Source organism: Pseudoalteromonas sp. DL2-H2.2, assembly GCF_021532535.1.
In the GTDB taxonomy this organism is placed as follows: Bacteria; Pseudomonadota; Gammaproteobacteria; order Enterobacterales; family Alteromonadaceae; genus Pseudoalteromonas; species Pseudoalteromonas rubra_A.
This window is the reverse complement of the sequence record NZ_JAKGBD010000008.1, coordinates 77,278-95,330: the sequence shown is the minus strand read 5'-3', so window position 1 is coordinate 95,330 and position 18,053 is coordinate 77,278. Positions and strand designations below refer to the sequence as shown.

General features: G+C 50.3%; 19 protein-coding genes. 6 read left to right on the top strand and 13 right to left on the bottom strand.

All coding sequences use genetic code 11. The features are described 5' to 3' along the window. Positions 1-27 precede the first annotated feature (27 nt). From bfr (L1285_RS14705) to norR, 3 genes are all read right to left on the bottom strand, one after another. A complete protein-coding gene (bfr, locus tag L1285_RS14705; RefSeq protein WP_235412959.1) occupies positions 28-513 on the bottom strand; it encodes a bacterioferritin in 486 nt (161 codons plus the stop codon). A 3-nt stretch (positions 514-516) separates the two neighbouring features. Further along, positions 517-987, bottom strand: a complete 471-nt coding sequence (gene bfr, locus L1285_RS14700; protein WP_235412958.1) for a bacterioferritin — start codon at positions 985-987, stop codon at positions 517-519. Positions 988-1,184: 197 nt separating this feature from the next. Beyond that, positions 1,185-2,807, bottom strand: a complete 1,623-nt coding sequence (norR, locus tag L1285_RS14695; protein ID WP_235412957.1) for a nitric oxide reductase transcriptional regulator NorR — start codon at positions 2,805-2,807, stop codon at positions 1,185-1,187. 119 nt (positions 2,808-2,926) lie between these two features. Between norR and L1285_RS14690 the strand changes: the two genes are divergently transcribed. The 4 genes from L1285_RS14690 to L1285_RS14675 all read left to right on the top strand — a co-directional run bounded on the left by L1285_RS14690 (position 2,927) and on the right by L1285_RS14675 (position 6,187). Then, a complete protein-coding gene (locus L1285_RS14690) occupies positions 2,927-3,151 on the top strand; it encodes a hypothetical protein (RefSeq protein ID WP_235412956.1) in 225 nt (74 codons plus the stop codon). Next, positions 3,151-4,368, top strand: coding sequence for an NnrS family protein (locus L1285_RS14685; RefSeq protein WP_235412955.1), 1,218 nt, complete (start codon positions 3,151-3,153; stop codon positions 4,366-4,368). The genes L1285_RS14690 and L1285_RS14685 overlap by 1 nt, the downstream gene beginning before the upstream one ends. A 61-nt stretch (positions 4,369-4,429) precedes the next feature. Beyond that, positions 4,430-5,608, top strand: coding sequence for an NO-inducible flavohemoprotein (hmpA, locus tag L1285_RS14680; protein WP_235412954.1), 1,179 nt, complete (start codon positions 4,430-4,432; stop codon positions 5,606-5,608). A 90-nt stretch (positions 5,609-5,698) separates the two neighbouring features. Next, positions 5,699-6,187: a low molecular weight protein-tyrosine-phosphatase gene (locus tag L1285_RS14675; RefSeq protein WP_235412953.1), complete on the top strand. Its 489-nt coding sequence runs from the start codon at positions 5,699-5,701 to the stop codon at positions 6,185-6,187. A 192-nt stretch (positions 6,188-6,379) separates the two neighbouring features. Here the strand turns inward: L1285_RS14675 and L1285_RS14670 are convergent, their stop codons facing one another. Next, complete coding sequence (locus tag L1285_RS14670; RefSeq protein WP_235412952.1) at positions 6,380-6,706, bottom strand: hypothetical protein; 327 nt, start codon at positions 6,704-6,706, stop codon at positions 6,380-6,382. A 124-nt stretch (positions 6,707-6,830) separates the two neighbouring features. Here L1285_RS14670 and L1285_RS14665 point away from each other — a divergent pair, with 124 nt between their 5' ends. Beyond that, the gene (locus tag L1285_RS14665) at positions 6,831-7,181 is read left to right on the top strand and encodes a hypothetical protein (protein WP_235412951.1); all 351 of its coding nucleotides are present in this window, start codon (positions 6,831-6,833) and stop codon (positions 7,179-7,181) included. Here L1285_RS14665 and L1285_RS14660 read toward each other — a convergent pair. From L1285_RS14660 to L1285_RS14635, 6 genes are all read right to left on the bottom strand, one after another. Beyond that, a complete protein-coding gene (locus L1285_RS14660; protein WP_235412950.1) occupies positions 7,143-8,459 on the bottom strand; it encodes a sensor histidine kinase in 1,317 nt (438 codons plus the stop codon). The two genes, L1285_RS14665 and L1285_RS14660, sit on opposite strands and share 39 nt — an antisense overlap. A 1-nt stretch (position 8,460) precedes the next feature. Beyond that, positions 8,461-9,798 carry a sigma-54-dependent transcriptional regulator gene (locus L1285_RS14655; protein ID WP_235413063.1) on the bottom strand — a complete coding sequence of 446 codons (1,338 nt, stop codon included), beginning with the start codon at positions 9,796-9,798 and terminating at the stop codon, positions 8,461-8,463. A 197-nt stretch (positions 9,799-9,995) separates the two neighbouring features. After that, positions 9,996-11,201, bottom strand: a complete 1,206-nt coding sequence (locus L1285_RS14650) for an ABC transporter permease (protein WP_235412949.1) — start codon at positions 11,199-11,201, stop codon at positions 9,996-9,998. 14 nt (positions 11,202-11,215) lie between these two features. Beyond that, complete coding sequence (locus L1285_RS14645) at positions 11,216-12,529, bottom strand: ABC transporter permease (RefSeq protein WP_235412948.1); 1,314 nt, start codon at positions 12,527-12,529, stop codon at positions 11,216-11,218. 1 nt (position 12,530) lies between these two features. Continuing rightward, positions 12,531-13,244, bottom strand: a complete 714-nt coding sequence (locus L1285_RS14640) for an ABC transporter ATP-binding protein (RefSeq protein WP_125779244.1) — start codon at positions 13,242-13,244, stop codon at positions 12,531-12,533. Positions 13,245-13,258: 14 nt separating this feature from the next. Beyond that, entirely contained in the window at positions 13,259-14,515 is a 1,257-nt protein-coding gene (locus L1285_RS14635; protein ID WP_235412947.1) for an efflux RND transporter periplasmic adaptor subunit, read from the bottom strand. A gap of 336 nt (positions 14,516-14,851) precedes the next feature. On the opposite strand from L1285_RS14635, the gene L1285_RS14630 reads away from it, so the two are divergent. Next, positions 14,852-15,322, top strand: coding sequence for a SixA phosphatase family protein (locus L1285_RS14630; RefSeq protein ID WP_235412946.1), 471 nt, complete (start codon positions 14,852-14,854; stop codon positions 15,320-15,322). A gap of 34 nt (positions 15,323-15,356) precedes the next feature. On the opposite strand, the gene L1285_RS14625 is transcribed toward L1285_RS14630, so the two are convergent. The 3 genes from L1285_RS14625 to pdxR form a co-directional block, all read right to left on the bottom strand. Beyond that, positions 15,357-15,731 carry a hypothetical protein gene (locus L1285_RS14625; RefSeq protein ID WP_235412945.1) on the bottom strand — a complete coding sequence of 125 codons (375 nt, stop codon included), beginning with the start codon at positions 15,729-15,731 and terminating at the stop codon, positions 15,357-15,359. A gap of 105 nt (positions 15,732-15,836) precedes the next feature. Next, positions 15,837-16,208 (bottom strand): hypothetical protein, encoded by a 372-nt coding sequence (locus tag L1285_RS14620; RefSeq protein WP_046004666.1) that lies wholly within the window; start codon positions 16,206-16,208, stop codon positions 15,837-15,839. A 316-nt stretch (positions 16,209-16,524) separates the two neighbouring features. Continuing rightward, complete coding sequence (gene pdxR / locus L1285_RS14615; protein ID WP_235412944.1) at positions 16,525-17,964, bottom strand: MocR-like pyridoxine biosynthesis transcription factor PdxR; 1,440 nt, start codon at positions 17,962-17,964, stop codon at positions 16,525-16,527. Between the last annotated feature and the right edge of the window lie 89 nt (positions 17,965-18,053).

The window sequence follows — 18,053 nt, the reverse complement described above, 5'->3', positions numbered from 1 at the left end:
CCTTAAGATTGCACTTTAATCTAGTATTTAAGTGGGATCGCCACCCGACATCTGGCTTTGAATATAATTTGGCAAACCAATAAGTTTGATAAGTCCAATGTGCTGTTCAAGCCAGTAGATGTGGTCCATTTCGGTGTCGTCAAGCAGCGCTTCGAGCATCTCGCGCGACACATAGTCCTGCTCTTCCTCACAGACCGCAATGACTTTCTTAAGATGATCTTTTACCGTGATCTCTGCTGCCAGGTCGTTTTCAAGCATTTCCTGAACATTTTCTCCCACTTTAATGGGCACTCTGGATGCCGTGTCAGGCGTGCCCTCAAGAAACAAAATACGCTCGGTGATCCGCTTCGCATGATCCAGCTCTTCTTCGTATTCATGGGCCAGTTTATGGTGCAATCTGGACAGGCCCCAGTCTTCGTACATTTTAGAATGGGCCAGATACTGATCCATTGACGATAGCTCCAGGGTCAGTTGCTTGTTGAGTAAATCGATTACTTTTTGAGAACCTTGCATGTCTTACTCCTCAATTTGCGATTGCAGATAGTTTTCTATGCCGCAATTTTTGATGAGGAATTGCTGGGTTTCCAGCCAATCGACATAGTCTTCCTCATATTCAAGAATATCTTCGAGCAGTTCACGACTGACATAATCCTGCTCTTTTTCACACAGCTCAATGGCACTGCGCAGCACCGGCATTTGCTCCGTTTCAAATGCCATATCGCAGCTGAGCATTTCTTCGGTGTGCTCACCAATGCGCAATTTTTCAAGATGTTGCAAATTTGGCAGGCCTTCAAGGAATAAGATCCGTTCGATTAAGTCGTCGGCCTGCTTCATGTCTTTAATGGATTTTTTGTAGGCTTTCTCGTTGAGCTCTTCAATGCCCCAGTTTTTCCACATGCGTGCGTGTAAAAAATACTGGTTAATAGACGTCAGCTCAAGCGTTAAGACCTGATTTAATGCTGCTATTACTTGCTTGCTACCCTGCATAGGGCCCCCTCAATAAGGAATAGTTAGACGCCCTATAAACCTAGAACAAAATCGCAACTTAGCAAGACCGATTAAAACTAATAAATTTCTTAATATATTCTTTTAAAATAAACGACTTATAAACTTAGTAAGAACAATTTCCATTACGAATAACAGTCCTTGTTCAGATACTTCATTTTACTAAATTGCCAGTGTCATCAGGTTAGCTTTTTAAGTGTTTCTATGCCCAAACGTTTTGCCAGACGCACCAGGTTCGCCCGGTCAACAGATAGTTCGCGCGCAGTGGCTGCCCAATTGAGTTCATTGGCTTGTAATCGGGCCTTGATGAGATTTTTCTGAAACGCTTCTGTGGCGGCCTTTAGGGTTTGCGCAACGGGCGCAGATGTAGTCTCGCTGCCTGGACTTTCTGCCGATGTATGCACTGCGCTGGCTTGCCACTGAACACCATGGGTGATATCAACCTCGACAATATCCTGCGCCCGGGCGGTATGCTTTGCTTTCAGCGCTGCCCGGCTGAGTACATGTTCCAGCTCGCGCACATTGCCCGGCCAGTCGTGTGCCTGCAGTTGTTTTAAAAAAGGTGCCGACAGCACCAATTGACGCACTCCCAGCTTTTTACGCAATTGCTCAACAAAAAAACCCGCCAGCGGCACAATGTCCTGTGCCCGGTTTCTCAGCGGCGGCACTTGCAGCGGAAATACGCTCAGGCGATGATACAAGTCGGCGCGAAAGCGGCCCGCTTCAACCTCCTGGCGTAAATCCCGGTTGGTTGCAGCAACTATCCTGACATCAACATATTGCGGCTTGTCTGTGCCGACAGGCTGGATCTCGCCACTTTGAAGCGCCCGCAGTAACTTGCTTTGCATGCCCAGCGGCAGTTCACCGATTTCATCAAGAAACAGGGTGCCACCATGCGCCACCAGGAACTTACCTTCACGATGTCTGTCGGCACCAGTAAAGGCCCCTTTACGGTGGCCAAAAAACTCACTCTCGGCCAGGTGTTCACTTAACGATGCACAGTTGACCTGAACAAACGGGCCCTGAGCGCGCGAGGAGTGTTCATGAATGCGCCGTGCAACCAGCTCTTTACCCGTGCCGGTTTCACCCTGGATCAGCACGCTCAGCTCAGAATTCGCAACCAGGTCAATATCCTGCTTAAGCCGTTGCATCACTTCGCTGTTGCCTATCATGGTATAGCTCTGATGGCTGAGCTCTCTGAGCATCGCCCTGCCGTGGCGCGCTTGCTCAGACAATGCCGCCAGATTCAGTGCGGTCGCAAAATGTGCTGCAACCAATGACTGCAACATCACGAGCATGGGCAGCGCAACTTGTTCAAACGCGCTGGGCGTGAGGCTGTCAAAGGTCACCATGCCAACCAGTTGCGCGTCCTGATATAGCGAAAAGCCCATGCAGGCGTGAACGGGTAATGCCCCGGCGGTGGCCAGCAGCATGCCATCATACGGGTCTGGCAGCGGGCAATCTGCCGCAAATATTTGCGGTTGCTGAGCTCCAGCAATGGCCGCCAGCCTTGGGTGATCTTTGATCACAAAACGCCGCCCCATCGCCTCTGGCGCAAGGCCCGAGCAGGCAAGCGGATAGGCAATCCCCTGCTCGCAGCGTAAAACCGCAATGGCATCGGCCGTTACTGCACTCTGAACTGCACGTACCAGGGCCTGAGTAAATGCGCCAATATCGCCTTCATTCACACGGGGAAGTTGCTGAGCCAGCTCAGTACTGATACCGAGCAGGTGAGATAAGGTTCGCTGATCCAAGTCAATATGACCTATAAAAGTTTTAAAGACATCTTCAGTGTAAGTCATTATGACTCCACACAGCAAGCAGACAAACCATAACATACTGTTTTATATGAAATAAAAGTTTGGCACAGTTCATGCCACTGTACCATCAGTTTGACTCACTGTGTTTTACAAGGGTAATTATGAGACTTTATCGCCGTACGCTCCCTTTTGCCAATCAATGCCTGATGCTCAGCCTGATTGGCTTTATGCTGGCCATTTTGGCCAGTTATGCCTTTGACCATCACCTGTCATTGTCGACACAAATAGCGGCCCATATCAGCACCATTGTTTTTGCTACCCTGCTCAAGGTCAGTTATGTGGTGCGGTGTTTTTGCCAGTATAACCTGGGCCTGGAGGTGCGCTGATGACCCTGCTAAACCTAGATGAACCCATGCCACGCACTGCCAAATGGTATCAGCTACAACATGCTCCTGTGTTGATGCTGGCATTTCGTCCGCTGTTTTTACTCGCCAGCCTCTGGGCCTGCTGCGCAATGCTGGTGTGGTTTGCAATATTGAGCGGTTACCTGAGCTGGTCCGCCCCCTACCCGGCAACCCTGTGGCATGCACACGAGATGCTGTTTGGCTTTGCCAGCGCCATCGCCATTGGCTTTTTGTTGACCGCCGCCAAAAACTGGACCGGCGTAAGCACTTTAAATGGCTGGCCTTTGCTGGGGCTTTGCGTGGTCTGGGGCAGCGCCCGGGTCGCCGGAGTTTGGTCATCCCTGCCCTTATTGTGGCTAATGGCTCTGCAAGGTGCATTCTGGCTCATTGCCATTGCACATTTCACCTGGGTGGTGGTGCAGGTTAATAACAACAAAAATTACCTGTTCGTCCCGATACTGGCACTGCTGGCAACCCTGAACATGGTGTTTCTCGTGGTGGTTGATCAGCAAGCCTTTGAGCTGGCTGGACTGCTAAGTCAAATGGCCGTACTCGGCTTTACTTTGCTGATCAGCATACTCGGTGGCCGGGTTGTGCCCTTTTTTATCTCCCGAGGCCTGGGACTGGCACAGCAACAGCGTACTCCCCGGCTCGATAAACTACTGCTGTTTGTTTCTGTGACGGGGATATCTGGCTTTTTTGCGCATCACTTTTTGCAGCTTGCTGTTATACCTGGCTATCTGTTGATCCTGGCCGGACTGTTACACCTGGTGCGTGCTGCTATGTGGTTTAATCGGCGGTTATTTTTAGTGCCTCTGCTGTGGTCGCTGTACCTGGCCTACCTGATGATGGCGCTTGGCCTGATTGGCTTTGGTTACGCCTACTTTAACACAAGCTTGCAGGCCAAAGACGCCCTGCACTTTATCACCATAGGTGGTATGGGCATGATGATCCTGGCGATGATGGCTCGGGTTGCACTGGGCCATACTGCCCGCCCCTTAACCCCCCATCCGTTGATGTCTGTGGCATTTTTACTGGTCCTTGCAAGCGCGCTCATTCGCAGTCTGCTGAGCGTATATATTGGCGCGCATCTGGCCTGGCAGCTCAGTGCCCTGATCTGGTCTGCCAGCTTTGCGCTGTTTGTCTTTATTTACGCCCCCATGCTGGTACGCAAGCGCCTCGATGGGCGTCGCGGTTAGTTTTTATTGTTTCGTGCATTTACTCCACTTAAACGAAAAGTGGACTTATTAGGAGTTTTTTATGCTTTGCCAACGAACCATTACCCTGGTTAAACAATCAATCCCTCTACTTGCCGACGCCGGTGTTGAGGTAACAGAGCACTTTTACCAGCGAATGTTCGCACATAACCCAGAATTACTTGATGTGTTCAATCTCAGCAACCAGCGCTCTGGCAGGCAGCAATTTGCGTTGTTTAACGCACTGGCGGCCTATGCAACCTATATAGACCAGCCTGAGGTACTGAGTGATGCGATTAAGCGCATTAACCATAAGCATGCCAGCCTCAGCATACAGCCACATCACTACCCCATTGTTGGCGAGCACCTGCTTGCGACCTTACGGGAAAAATTTCCACAGCAGTTTAACGCAGAGATAGAACAAGCCTGGGCTGAGGCCTATGCCTTTTTGGCCGACTTATTTATCACCCAGGAAGAAGGCATTTATCGTCAGACCGAGCAACACCATGGCGGCTGGCGTGGCACGCGCCGCTTCACTATCAGCCAAATTGTTCAGGAATCTGACCTGGTTAAGAGTTTTTATCTTAAGCCCTGTGATGGGCAGGCTGTGATGCCTTATCACGCAGGACAATACCTGGCTGTGCAGTGCGACATCCCGGGCCAAAACCATCGCCAAATTCGCCAGTACTCTTTATCTCATGCTTCTAACGGCCGGTTTTATCGCATTTCAGTCAAGCTGGATAACCTGGTGTCCGGCTATTTACATGGCTTAAGTGAGGGCGATGAGCTGGACATCTCCCCACCTGCGGGGGATTTTGTGCTCAGGCAAACCGATATGCCCAAAGTGTTGATCAGTGCCGGAGTAGGTATTACGCCTATGATGGCAATGTTGCATACGCAAGCCCAGCAACAAAGCGACCAGGCGGTGTTTTTCCTCCATGCCTGCCGCACCCCGACGCAACTGAGTTTTAACAATGAGCTGACAAAAGCCGCACACACTCTGCCTGCACTGACTACTTACACCTGGTTTGAGGAGGGTGCAACCGGCACCAGCTCACAGCAGGTAGGTGCCGGACGCATGGTACTGGCTCCATTGAGTGACACTCTGCCTGTAAACAACGGCGAATTCTACCTTTGCGGCCCAACCCCCTTTATGGCCGACCTGAAACAACAGTTGCTGGCGCTGGGGGTTGATGACGCAAGAATACTGTACGAAGTTTTCGGCCCTCACGAAAGCCTGTGATCTCGCGCAATTGTGCCATAAAAGTCTGATATGATGGCGGATACTAAGGGCTGCCTTACCCCGGCGGCCCCTCTGCAAAAGGATCCATTTATGAGTGACGCCATTCAATTGAGCAATCCGCCCAGAATACTGGTCGTGTGTATGGGCAACATCTGCCGCTCTCCGACCATGGAAGCGGTATTGAAACATGCAGCCATTGTGCAGGGGCTTAACCTGGAAGTCGATTCTGCGGGCACCATTGCCTACCATCAGGGCAACCCACCCGACAGGCGCAGTGCTGCGGCCGCACATAAGCGGGGCTATAACCTGTCGTCCATCACAGCCCGGCAGGTTCAGTCACAAGACTTTGAATGCTTTGATTTGATCTTGTGTGCTGATGAGCAAAACCTGGTCGACCTGCAATCCCGCTGTCCGCCGCACTATCAGCACAAGCTGGCGCTCTTTTTACGTTATGGCGAACAACCACACGATGAAGTACCCGACCCCTATTATGGCGGCGGCGACGGCTTTGAACTGGTATTAGACCTGGTTGAGCAAGCCAGTGACAGGATCATTGCAAAGTTAAACCATCCCGGTTAGGCCAGCAGATGATTTTATCCCACAGGCAAAGTGCCCAGCTCTGGCTACTTTGCCACCTTCCATGGGAGATTTTTGGCTCATTCACTCACTGACACACAATTGGTAAGAATAGAGTCGGTTAACTCGGACTGGGAAATGGGTTTGGCCACGACAGCGTCAAAGCCCAAATCTACATAATGAGACACGTCGCTTTCAAACACGTTGGCGGTCACCGCTATCACAGGTACCACAGGCCACTTCGCTCTTATCCAGTGTGTTGGCAATTCTCAGGTAACGCTGAGACCATTTTTCGTCGCCAGTAAAGGTATACATGCGCGATGACATCGTCAGCACTTCATCGTAATAGATGATTTCACTGGTTGTTTTTTTAATTGACTCAATGTGGGCGTTCAGTGCATTAAGCTCATTTAAACTGGAGATCACAAACGGCACTAATGCCACCAGGGCCATAAACACAATGACCAGCAGTAGCAGTAGTTTGATTCTGAGTTGCTTTACCTGATTAAGCGCTTGAGTCATAATGCGTCGAAGCGTTTTTTGAGACTCTATTCACGTGAGTATGGGCATTTTTGTATCGAGTTCAAGCCAGCTTGAATGATAGGTGCCATACAGCAAGATTCTTTTTTCTCACCGTGAGGCCAGCATGACACGTTTTAAACCCGTTGCGGGCCTGTTACTCATCAGCTCAGTGTTACTAAGTAGTTGTATGTTTGCTCCCCAGGAAGTCCAGTATTACGACACCAAGTGCAAAATGATGATGCGCAAACAAACATTGACCCATGCACAAATGCAGGCAATTAGTCAGTGCCGGGGCGATGCTTGCGCATTGGTTTTAGCAGGCGCCGGGTTAGTCAGTGCCGCCAGCCTGGTGGTATCTGGCACTATAGTCATTGCCACAAATACCGTCTCCTGGCTGGAAAACGCGCAAGGCTGTCCTGAGCGCCCGAAAACGCCGTCAAACAGCACTGAGCGGCAAACGAACTTCGACACATAGCCCACCCTGCGGGCGATTTTTCAAATGGATCTGTCCATGGTGCGCTTCAACGATTTCACGGCACAGTGCCAGGCCTAAGCCCGTGCCGGTGGATTTAGTGGAGTAAAAGGGGATCAAGGCATTGGCCATAATATGCTCGCTCATTCCCTGACCGGCATCCACAACTCGTAGCAACGCATGCTGGTCGGCAAAGCCCACCTCAATACCCACGCCATCCGGGGCACTCCCCGATTCATGGGCGTTTTTGAGCAAGTTGATCAGCAATTGCTCGAGCTGGGCCGCATCGGCCAGCAGCTGGCGGCTGTGCGGCTGGGTTCCTGTTTGCGTGCACTGAAACTGCCAGTGGGATTGCAGCTGCGCCAGCAACTGCGACAAACAGACGGGGTTTAGCTTAGGCGCAGGCAACTTGGCAAATTTGCCATAGCCCTGAACAAACTCGGTAAGATGACGGATCCGCTCATCTATAGTTGAGAACACCCGCTCAAGCCGCGCCTCCTCTAACTTACTTGCCAGGATTTTGCCGCTGTGAAGCATAGAGGAAATGGGCCCCAGCGAGTTGTTTAATTCGTGGCTGATTATACGGATGACCTTTTTCCACACCGCCACCTCCTGACGGTTCAACTCGCGGGTCAGCTGCTTGAAGATGTAGAGCCGATGAAACTGGTTATTAAGCAACAGTTCGCCGTTAGATAAATGCCAGGTCTGTTTATCTGCGCCCTCGGGATGCAGTTCAAACAAGCCATCCACCGCCTCCGACAGCGCGCTATGCAACGCCGGGCTGGCTTGCTGCGCCAGTTTATCTAGCTTCATGCCTTCGAGATTATGCTCACAATTAAGCAGCGACTTAGCGCTGTGATTTGAAAAAACCACAATGCCCTTATCATCGGTTAGCAACAGCGCTTGCGGTGCACTGTGCAGCACCTTATCCAGCATCAGCTCACGCTGATAAATCCACTGTTTTTCATCTCTGAGCTGCGCTGCTGCCTGGTTGTATAACTGGCATAACCTGCCCAGTTCATCGTTATTTTGGTAGGCCAGTAGTGTCGAAAAATCACTGTCTTTAAAATTGAGCAGGCCACTTTCCAGCGCCTGTAGACCAGCAAAAAGATTGCGGGTCAACAGCTTGAGTATGACAGCGCCTACTAACATGGCCAATGACAAGCCACTCAGCCAGGTTTGCCAGTCAAATAAAAACAGCAGCGGGACACTGGCAAACGCCAGGGTCAGTGCCATTGCAAGCAGAAGTTTTTGTGCAATAGAGATTCCGGGTAGCTTCATATTAGTAATCAATGTCGTGTTTTTGCAGACGCCGGTACAAGGCCTGGCGACTCATGCCAAAATGGCGTGCCACTTTAGCAATAACCCCGTGAAATTCTCGCATCGCGCCTTCCAGCTCAGCTTTGCCGGGCTCTTGTTTGCTCTGCGCTGGCTGCTCACTACGCTGCGCGCCCTGTTGCAAGCCAAAGTCCTGCGCTTCCAGTAATCCGTGCGGATTCAGCACGGCGGCGCGTTTACAGGCGTTTTCCAGCTCCCTGACATTGCCCGGCCAGTCATAGCTCAGTAGCCTTTGCTCGGCGCTCAGGCTAAGCTCCCGACCAGGTAAAAAGTGCCCAATCAGTGGCAAAATATCATCACTGCGTAATTTGAGCGGCGGCAGGTTCAGTTCAATCACGTTAAGGCGGTAATACAGGTCCTGACGGAACCGGCCGCTTTGAATATCGCTCAGTAAGTCGGCATTGGTGGCTGAGATCACACGGACATTAACGCGGCGGGTTTCAACAGAGCCAAGCCGCTCAAATTCGCCCGTCTGTAATACCCTGAGCAACTTCATTTGACCGGATAAAGGTAAATTGCCAATCTCATCGAGAAACAAAGTGCCACCGTCGGCGGCTTCAAAACGCCCGATCCGTTGCTTGTTGGCACCGGTATAAGCACCGGCCTCTGCGCCAAACAGCTCGGCCTCTATCAGCTCTTGTGGCAACGCTCCGGCATTAACCTTAATAAAAGGTGCCGCTTTAAGTGTGGAGTTAGCCTGAATGATCTCAGCGACTTTTTCTTTGCCGCTGCCGTTGTCGCCGGTGATCAACACAGATACATCGGACTTAGCGACCTGCACCGCCATATCGACCACCCGCTGCATTGCCGCACTGCTATAGATAAGCCCGCGCAGATCTGCGCCTTCGTTGAGTGTTTCACGCTGTTGCGCGACTCGCTCATACTGTTCATTTTGCGTTTTTGCTTCGCCTAAGGCGATCAGGTTGGCAACCGAGGTAAGCAGCTTCTGGTCGTCCCAGGGTTTGGCAAGGTAATCCGCAGCACCGGCTTTAACCAGCTCTATGGCCATTTCCAGCTCGGTCCAGGCGGTGATCAGGATCACAGGTAAATGCGGATTGATTGCGCGCAACTCCTGGAATAAGGCTTTACCTTCTTCCCCTGAGGTGGTGTCTGCTGTGAAGTTCATATCCTGGATCACCAAAGCAATACGCTGATAGCGCACGATTTGCAGTGCCTCAAAAGGTGTTAAGGCCGTTTCGACCTGATAGTCATGAAGCTCCAGCAGCAGTGATAACGCATCCAGCACAGCCTGGTTGTCATCGACGACGAGGATCTTATTCATCATTATTATTATGCTCGTATAGTATCCGTAAGCCAGCTATTTCCATCGCTTTGGCTCTGTGTTCCCAGTGTAACATAATCCCTTTTATTATCAGTAACTCATAGTACCAATTTAGCCACTTGCAGTGAACATTGTGGACCGTGGCAAGCAAGTTGCCACGGTCAACTCATTACTTAATTGGATTTGATAAAGCTCACTCAGACACTGCGCGTTGCAATGCTGGGAGAGATATTGGCTGCGCGCAGCGCTGGCATCAGCACCGACAGTAGACTCATCAGCAACAGTAACCCGGCTGTAACGGCAATGAAGGAATAACCCAATGCCGGCACTGAATACCACTGCATCAGTTGCTGTCCGAGTAGCACTGCCGCTGCTGCACCTAGCATCAGGCCCATGGTGCAGATCAGCGCATTTTCAACCACAAAGTAGCGCACTATGGCAGACTTTCGGGCACCCAGAGCGCGTCGTGTGCCAATTTGTTTGGTTCGCTTGCTGATATTAAAGGTCGACAAACCAAAAATACCCAGTGCCGTGACAATTACCAGTACCACAATCAGCGTCATCAGCATCCGCATCATCAGGACATCTCTGGCATCATAGCGGGCTTTTTTCTGATCCAAGCCGGTCACATCGCTAATGACTCGCTCACGATGGCTGGCAAGCATAAGCTCTTCAATCTGGCGCATCACTTGTGCCCTGTCTTGTGGTTCAGTGCGAACCAGAAACTTCTGAAAATTACCAACCCTGACCATGGGAATAAGCGCCGTTTTTGTACCAAAGCTGCTTTTTGGCCATTGGTTTGCCATAGTGTCAACAATTCCTATGATTGTCAGAGGGTCCGCGCCCCAATAGAGTGTCTCTCCCAGCCCATTACCTGGGCCAAACAGAGCATCAGATAATGCGCGACTGACAATAACGACGGACGGCTGTGTATCACTTTCGTCAATAACCACAACATCCGCCGCGGTAAAATCACGCCCCTCGGACACTTTAACACCTAAGGTGCTAAGGAGATGTTCATCACCGGAAACATAGCCCATATTGACGCTCTTACTTTCTTGCGGTTCTGGTTTGAGCCGCATACCGCCAGAGCTGCCACTACCCGATAGTACAACCGAGCTGACTGCCGCCGCATCTATCACACCATCAAGGTTACGCAGTGCTTGCTCATCCAGCTCAACTTGCTGAAGTAAGTCAAGGTTTTTATCAAAATTCAGTGAGTTAAATTTAAAAATCGCAGCTTCCTGGTAACCGGTATCTTTATTCAGATAGCTTAGTCTGTCCTGAATAATCGACACCGCATTACTGACAATGGCCAGAGTAATGGCTAGCTGCAAAATGAGCAATACCGCACCGAGTTTAGAGCGCATCAGGGCATTGAGTGTTGGTTTAATTTCAAACATAGTGAGGCTCCTTGTTATTGTACTTTCAGGTGAGTTGCCGGGGTGGTTCGACAAACCAGCCAGGCCGGGTACAGCCCTGCCAAAATACAGGCAGATATCGCAATCACAGGTGCACTCAGTAACATCATCCAGTCCATACTGGCCAGGTTATTGTAGTAGTCATAGCTTTGTCGCACGCCCAGCAAGCCAAGCTGCGCAAACACAATACCGACCGCACCACCCAGCAAACCCAGCATACCCACTTCCACCAGGTGCTGATAAAAAACCTGACGCTTGCTGGCGCCGAGCGCCCGCCTTACACCAACATCGGCTGCTCGTCGCATAAACTTGGCCAGCAAAAGGCCTAAGATATTGGCCACACACACGGCCAAAAACATAAAGCTCAGACCGACCAATATTTTATTGTCTTCGCTTATCACCTTGTTGTAGTTCATCCAGGCGTTGACGTCTTGTAATCCATACACTAACTCTTCACGGTTAAAGCGACCCAGCTTTTGCTGCTGTTGCATATAAGCCATCAGCATGTCGCCATAAGCCTGGCGCTGTGTTGGCGTATCCAGCTGCACCCAGAACTGGATCCAGACCATTTCTGAATTCATTTTGTCGTTAAAGTCGCGGGTTTCTTCAAATTTCCAGGCGTTGGTATTGCCCCAGGTGTCCACATCATAAGCTTTGACATGACTAAACGGCACGAATAGTCGCTCAGCCTTACCAAAGGCACCGTTGTTCAGGTCATAGAATTTGATATTAGGCCGCCACTTTTGTGTCACCCCCACAATTTCATGGCGACGCTCACCGAGAAACACCGACTCACCCACCACGTCAGTTTTACCGAACATTTGCTGCGCCATTTCTTCATCTAATACCACCACCGGGGCGGCACTTTGCGCCTGCGCCTCAGTCCAGGCACTGCCATGGATAAAGGTCAGGTTAAACATGCTAAAGAAGTCGCTATCGGTCACCCGCGCATCTTCTATCACCGGCTTACTTTGTGGTGTATTCAGGTGCACAGAAAACCCAGCCCGGATCATCGGCGCGCGCAAAAAGTCGCCCGGCAACGCCTGCAAATTAATGGCATCCTGATAGGTCAGCTGATAGGGTACATCATCTCCTGTTGCCCAGGTTTCACCGTCATCCATAGGTTGCAGTTGTACCGCAAACAAACGATCACTTTTATTGGGGATAGGATCGGTCGACATCATGTGATAGACAGACAAAGTTGTCATGGTCACCCCAATGCCGATAGCAATGGCCAGGATCATTAAAAAAGTCACCAGAGGGGTCTGGCGCAAACTGCGCCATGCCAGGTCAATATAGTGTGTAAACATATTAGCCTCCTGCCGCCATCGCGGTGTCCATTGTGCGACCCTGGTACAGCGTAAAGTCTGTCACCCGGCCATCAACAATCTGAATATTGCGCGGTGCGCGCCTTGCCAGCTCAGGATCGTGCGTCACCATCACTATGGTCGCTCCTTCGCGGTTGATTTGCTCCAACAGTTCCATCACCTGACGTGCCATCAGGCTATCGAGATTACCTGTGGGTTCATCCGCCAGCAAAAAACGAGGTCGTCCCGCCAGCGCTCGGGCTATTGCAACACGCTGTTGCTGCCCGCCTGACAATTGCTGAGGTAAATGTTTGGCGCGTCCCGCCAGACCCACCAGCTCCAGACATTCCTCGACCCGGCGTTTACGCTCAGCGGATTTGATCCCCCGATAGCGCAGCGGTACTTCCACGTTTTCATACAAGTTCAGGTCAGGGATCAGGTTGAATCCCTGGAAAATAAAGCCAATTTTCTGGTTTCTCAAATCGGCTCTGGCGTTGTCGTTGAGCTTGCCAATATCAACGCCATCGAGGCAGTATTGCCCGCCACTAAAGGGCTCCAGCATACCCGCAATATTCAAAAAGGTGGTTTTACCTGAGCCGGAAGGACCCGTCACGGCCACAAACTCTCCCTCGGCCACATGGAGGTTAAAATCCCGCAGCGCGTGCGTCTGTACCATATCTGTTTGATAGACTTTACTGATAGCTTTCATATCTAGCATTTTCGTTATCCTTCTTATCTCAGTTGCACAAGGGGTGCATGTTCAAATTGTTCGTAATTAGACACTATGATTTGGTCGCCAGGCGACAAACCTTCCAAAATTTCCACTTCGTTCACACTGGATGCGCCGGTGCGTATATTGAGCCGCGTTGCCACCTCACCCTCAACCCGGTAAACCACGTTGCCTCCGGCGTTCATAAATGAGCCCCGGCGGACTTTAATCACGTCCTCTTTGCTGTCTAATAATATCCGCGCAGATAATCGCTGATTCTGCCTGATCCCACCCATGTCGCTGTGGTCAAAACGCACCCTGGTCGTTACTTCCCGATTACTGACCTCCGGAGATATCGCGGAAAGCTTACCATAGACTTCACTGGCACCGACCTTCAGCACCACACTCATACCCAATCCCAGCTCATTGGCATAACTTTCAGGCACTTGTAATTGCGCTTCATAGGCGGATAAATCAACCAGCGTCATCAGCGCTTGCTGATCTGTCACGGCAGCCTTAGTTTGGACAAAAAGGTTACCGACCAGACCGCTTACCGGCGCACTAATCTCCAACGCGTTAACCTGACGCTGGAGCTCATCGACGACCAGTTGCTGTCGCTCAACCAAGTTGCTCGCCGCTGCCAGTTCGAACGCCAGCGTATCTTTGCCCAGCGCAACTTCTTGCTGCGCATGTTGATAGTTCAGTTTGGCACGGGCCAGGTCATCCACGGCTTCTTCCAGGTCGATCTGGCTGATCAGGTTTTGCTTGATGGACAACTGTGCCCGACGATTTTCCCGCTCCGCGGCGTCCAGCGTCACTTTGGCCAGCTCCAGGCTGCGGTTTAGGGTCAGCGTCTCGCGTCTGACCTCCAGTTGCTCCCGCGCCAGGCTATCACGCAGCCTTGCCAGCTCGGCCTGCTGCTGCTTAAGCTCATTGGTCAACGTCGGGCTATTTACCCGGGCAATCACCTCGCCTTGGGTAACGGTATCGCCTGCTTTCACCAATAAGTCGACAAAGCCTGCTTGTGGGCTGTACACCTGGGGGGCGTTGGCCGCCACTATCCGGCCGCTGGCCTGAATATCGCGCACAAAATCGCCCCGTGAAACCATCGCAACCTGTAAAGCACTGCGCTCAAAGGAACGGCCTGTGGTATCTGCCATTGAAATAGCACGTGCTGTGACGCCTAAAGCGCCAATCAAGGCCACCGCACCGACGGCCTTCTTCCAGCTTATTTTGGTGGACTTCACCACTAAATCCTGTTGACTGGTGTCTTTAATCATGGGTACTCCCTCGTTTTATTCTCATCATCTTGTCAGGTCCATCACATCCGGCAGCGCTTGGTTGCAAAGCCATGCACCATGGTGTGTAGATGTGTCCTGTCGTCTGTTGTGTAGAATGAATACCAGAGTCGTGCCAACTTTTATCTTGTTGTTTTTATTGGATTAAGTGATTTTAAGAACGGAGTAAAAGTGTCCGCGGACGGAAAAAGTGTCCGCAGTTTTGCCAAAACCGGACAGATCACCATAAGCGGACAGCACAGCACTGGCTGGCGCAACTTGCTATCAGGGACAAAATTAGACACACTGGCGGCTTTAGTTTTAAGGATAATAAATACAATGAAAATCCTACTCCTGATGCTGTTAACGCTCGCTTCGGCTAATGTCTTTGCGCAGCCAGAGCAGATTGTTTTGATACGCCACGCAGAAAAAATGGCAGGCAAGGATCCTGAGCTCACGCCACAGGGCCAACAAAGGGCACAACGACTCGCCACCTTGCTGGCCCCTTTGAGCCCTGGCCGTTTATTTTCAACAGATTACAACCGGACAAAACAGACTCTGGCACCTTTGAGCAGCAAAACCTCAGTGCCAGTGCAATTGTATGACCCACGGGCATTAGCCGATTTTGCCATGCAACTCAAAACCTACTCTGGGACCATTGTGGTTGCGGGTCACAGCAACACGACACCTGAGCTGGTCAAGTTACTGAGCGGGCACTCGGTGAGTATTCGCGAGGATGAGTTTGATAAGGTGTTTATCGTAAACTGGAAAGAGGGTAAAGCGGTTCTGGAAAAGCAACATTCAAATTGAGGAGGCTTGAGCTTTAAGCCCCCTCTTAATAAGGCTAATGGCCCGTTTCGTAGTTCGCGCGAGCTGTATTAGTTTGCTCCCATGTGCCATCTTTGTATAAGATCAGCGCAGAGGCAGAATTCGTCGTATAAGCTCTGATTGTCGCATTACAACTTGTTCCACCTGGGCAATTAGCATCACCATTCCATTGCACTTCCTGAATGGGTTTTGCAATATTTGTCAGGAAGTAACGGCCGCTGGTTGACCTGCCAAATGAGAAATCAAAACCGCCACAGTTGGGTGTTCCATCACCCCAGGTGTGAGCATTACTGCCTTTTGGGTAAACTTCGCATACTAATTGCGCCGAGAAAGCTGAGCCTGCAAAAACAGTGGTTGCTATGAGCGCACATGCTTTTATTATCGTTTTCATGGTCATTTCCTTTATCCAGTATTATGTTTATTGGGTATGTATAATTTCATCTGAGTAGAGTTTGGGGTGTGAAGCCCGTTGTAATTAGGCCTCACACACAATTAACTAGTGTCCTGTTTCGTAAAACGCGCTAGCTGCTTTAGGACGCTCCCAGGTACCGTCTTTGTATAAGATAAGCGCTGTCGCTGTGTTACTTGTGTAGGCACGGATAGTTGTACTGCAGCTGGTACCACCTGAACAGTTTGCGTTACCTTCCCAGCGTACTTCCTTGATTTCCTTTGTGACATCTTTGAGGTAAAAACGACCGTTTGTAGAGCTGCCAAATGAGAAATCAAAACCAGCACAGTTAGGTGTGCCATTACCCCAGCTGTGACCATTTGATTTAGGGTAAACATCGCATACCACTTGCGCAGAGAAAGCAGAGCCCGCAAACAGAGTACCGGCAACCAGAGCAAACGCTTTTATTGTTGTCTTCATAGTTATTATCCTTTTCTTTGTTGTGAATCACTTGATAGTTAGATAAACATTAAATGAAATGTTGGTTAATGAAATTAGCGAAACACTTACATAAAAGTCAACACTCACAAGTTGGAAAGATACAATAAAAACAAAAAAATTACATTTTGGTTATATTTTTTCGCATTCTTGGAGTGCGGATACGCCTGCTCAAAAGCTGGAATTTACCAATCCAAAACCCTGATCAATAAGAATATATTATTCTTAAGTGGTAATAGATATGCATCATCTCAGGCTTTAGATATGGTACAACACAGCAAAAGTCATGGATGACTCTCTAGAGTAACGCGATGATACGCGCCAGCCCCGCACGCATCTTTTCCTCACTTTGCCCGGCAAACCCTAGGCGAATATGGGTATAATTTTGTTGTGGAAATTGCCAGAATTCAGCTTCGGTCTGCACATACACCCCCTGTTCAGCAGCGCGTGCTCCCAGCTCAGACACATCCTGATGTACATTCACCCAAAATGCCATGCCCCCATCAGGCACTGTAAAAGTCAACGCATAGCCCTGCGCCTGATAACGTTTAAGCTCCAGTGTCATTGCATCACAGCGCGCCTGGTAGCGCTTGGTCATTCGTCTTAAATGACGTTCAAACTCACCCGAGGCCATCCAGCTCGCCAGCGCCATTTGCAACAAAATATCGTTTTTATGGTTCATTAACTGCTTAAGCAACACCAATTGATTAAGCACATCGGCTCTGGCAACCAGATAACCCATTCTGGCGCCGGCAAACATGATTTTTGAAAAGGTTGAGACATAGATCACTATCCCTTGAGGGTCGTTTGCAGCCATAGGCTGTAGGGGCGGACAGCGGTAGTGAAACTCGTGATCATAATCGTCTTCAATAATGAACACCCCATACTCAGTACACAACTGATAAATCGCCATCCGACGCGCAACGGATAAGGTCACCATAGTCGGATACTGGTGTAATGGCGTTAGATACAGCAACTTAATTTTATTGCGCTCAAAGCAGGCGCGCAGACTGTCGACACTCAGCCCTTCCTTGTCTTGCGCAATGCCGTGCAGGGTTGCACCACATGCTTCAAATGCACGATGCGCCGGTGGATAACCCAAAGATTCGACTGCAACGCCTTCGCCAGGCTTAATAAAAGCTTTGGCAATCAAAAACAGCGCCTCCTGAGAGCCGTTGCACACCAAAAGATCATCGCACTCCAAAGCGCGCGCCCGACGCAGATAATGCTGAAGTTGTTGCTTCAATGCGGGCTCACCACTGCAATTGCCATAGTGTAAATGCGGCACATTCACAGCCCGACAAGCCTGGCTGAGATGGCGCCGAAACTCATCGTAAGGAAAGTCGGACAAGTCAGCCAGACCACCGGCAAAACTATACTCACAGGTTTCTTTTTCTACACTGCTGGTGTGAGTATCTGGCAGCGATAATGCAAAATCAGGTTTGATATCCCGGGCCTGTGTGTTGGGCTGGACTACCAACTGACTGGATTCGACCGGCAAAGCCTGATTAACCCGATATCCACGCCTTTGTGCAGAGCATAGCCAGCCCTGAGCCACTAAGTTTTGTAGCGCGGTCATCACCGTATGACGGTTGATGCCATATAACTCGGCCAGCTTTCTGGCCGATGGCAGCGGGTCATCAGGCTGCAAATGCCCCTGCTTAATTGCGTCACAGATCTGCTCCGCCAGTTGAATGTACTTAGGGGTATTCTGAGTTAAGGGCGCACCCGTTAACATAGTTTCTCTCCGTGCCAGTTCTGCCATACCAACTGGTCTAATCAAAAATAGAATTCTGGTTGTTTATAACCTACCAGAAAACACTAAGC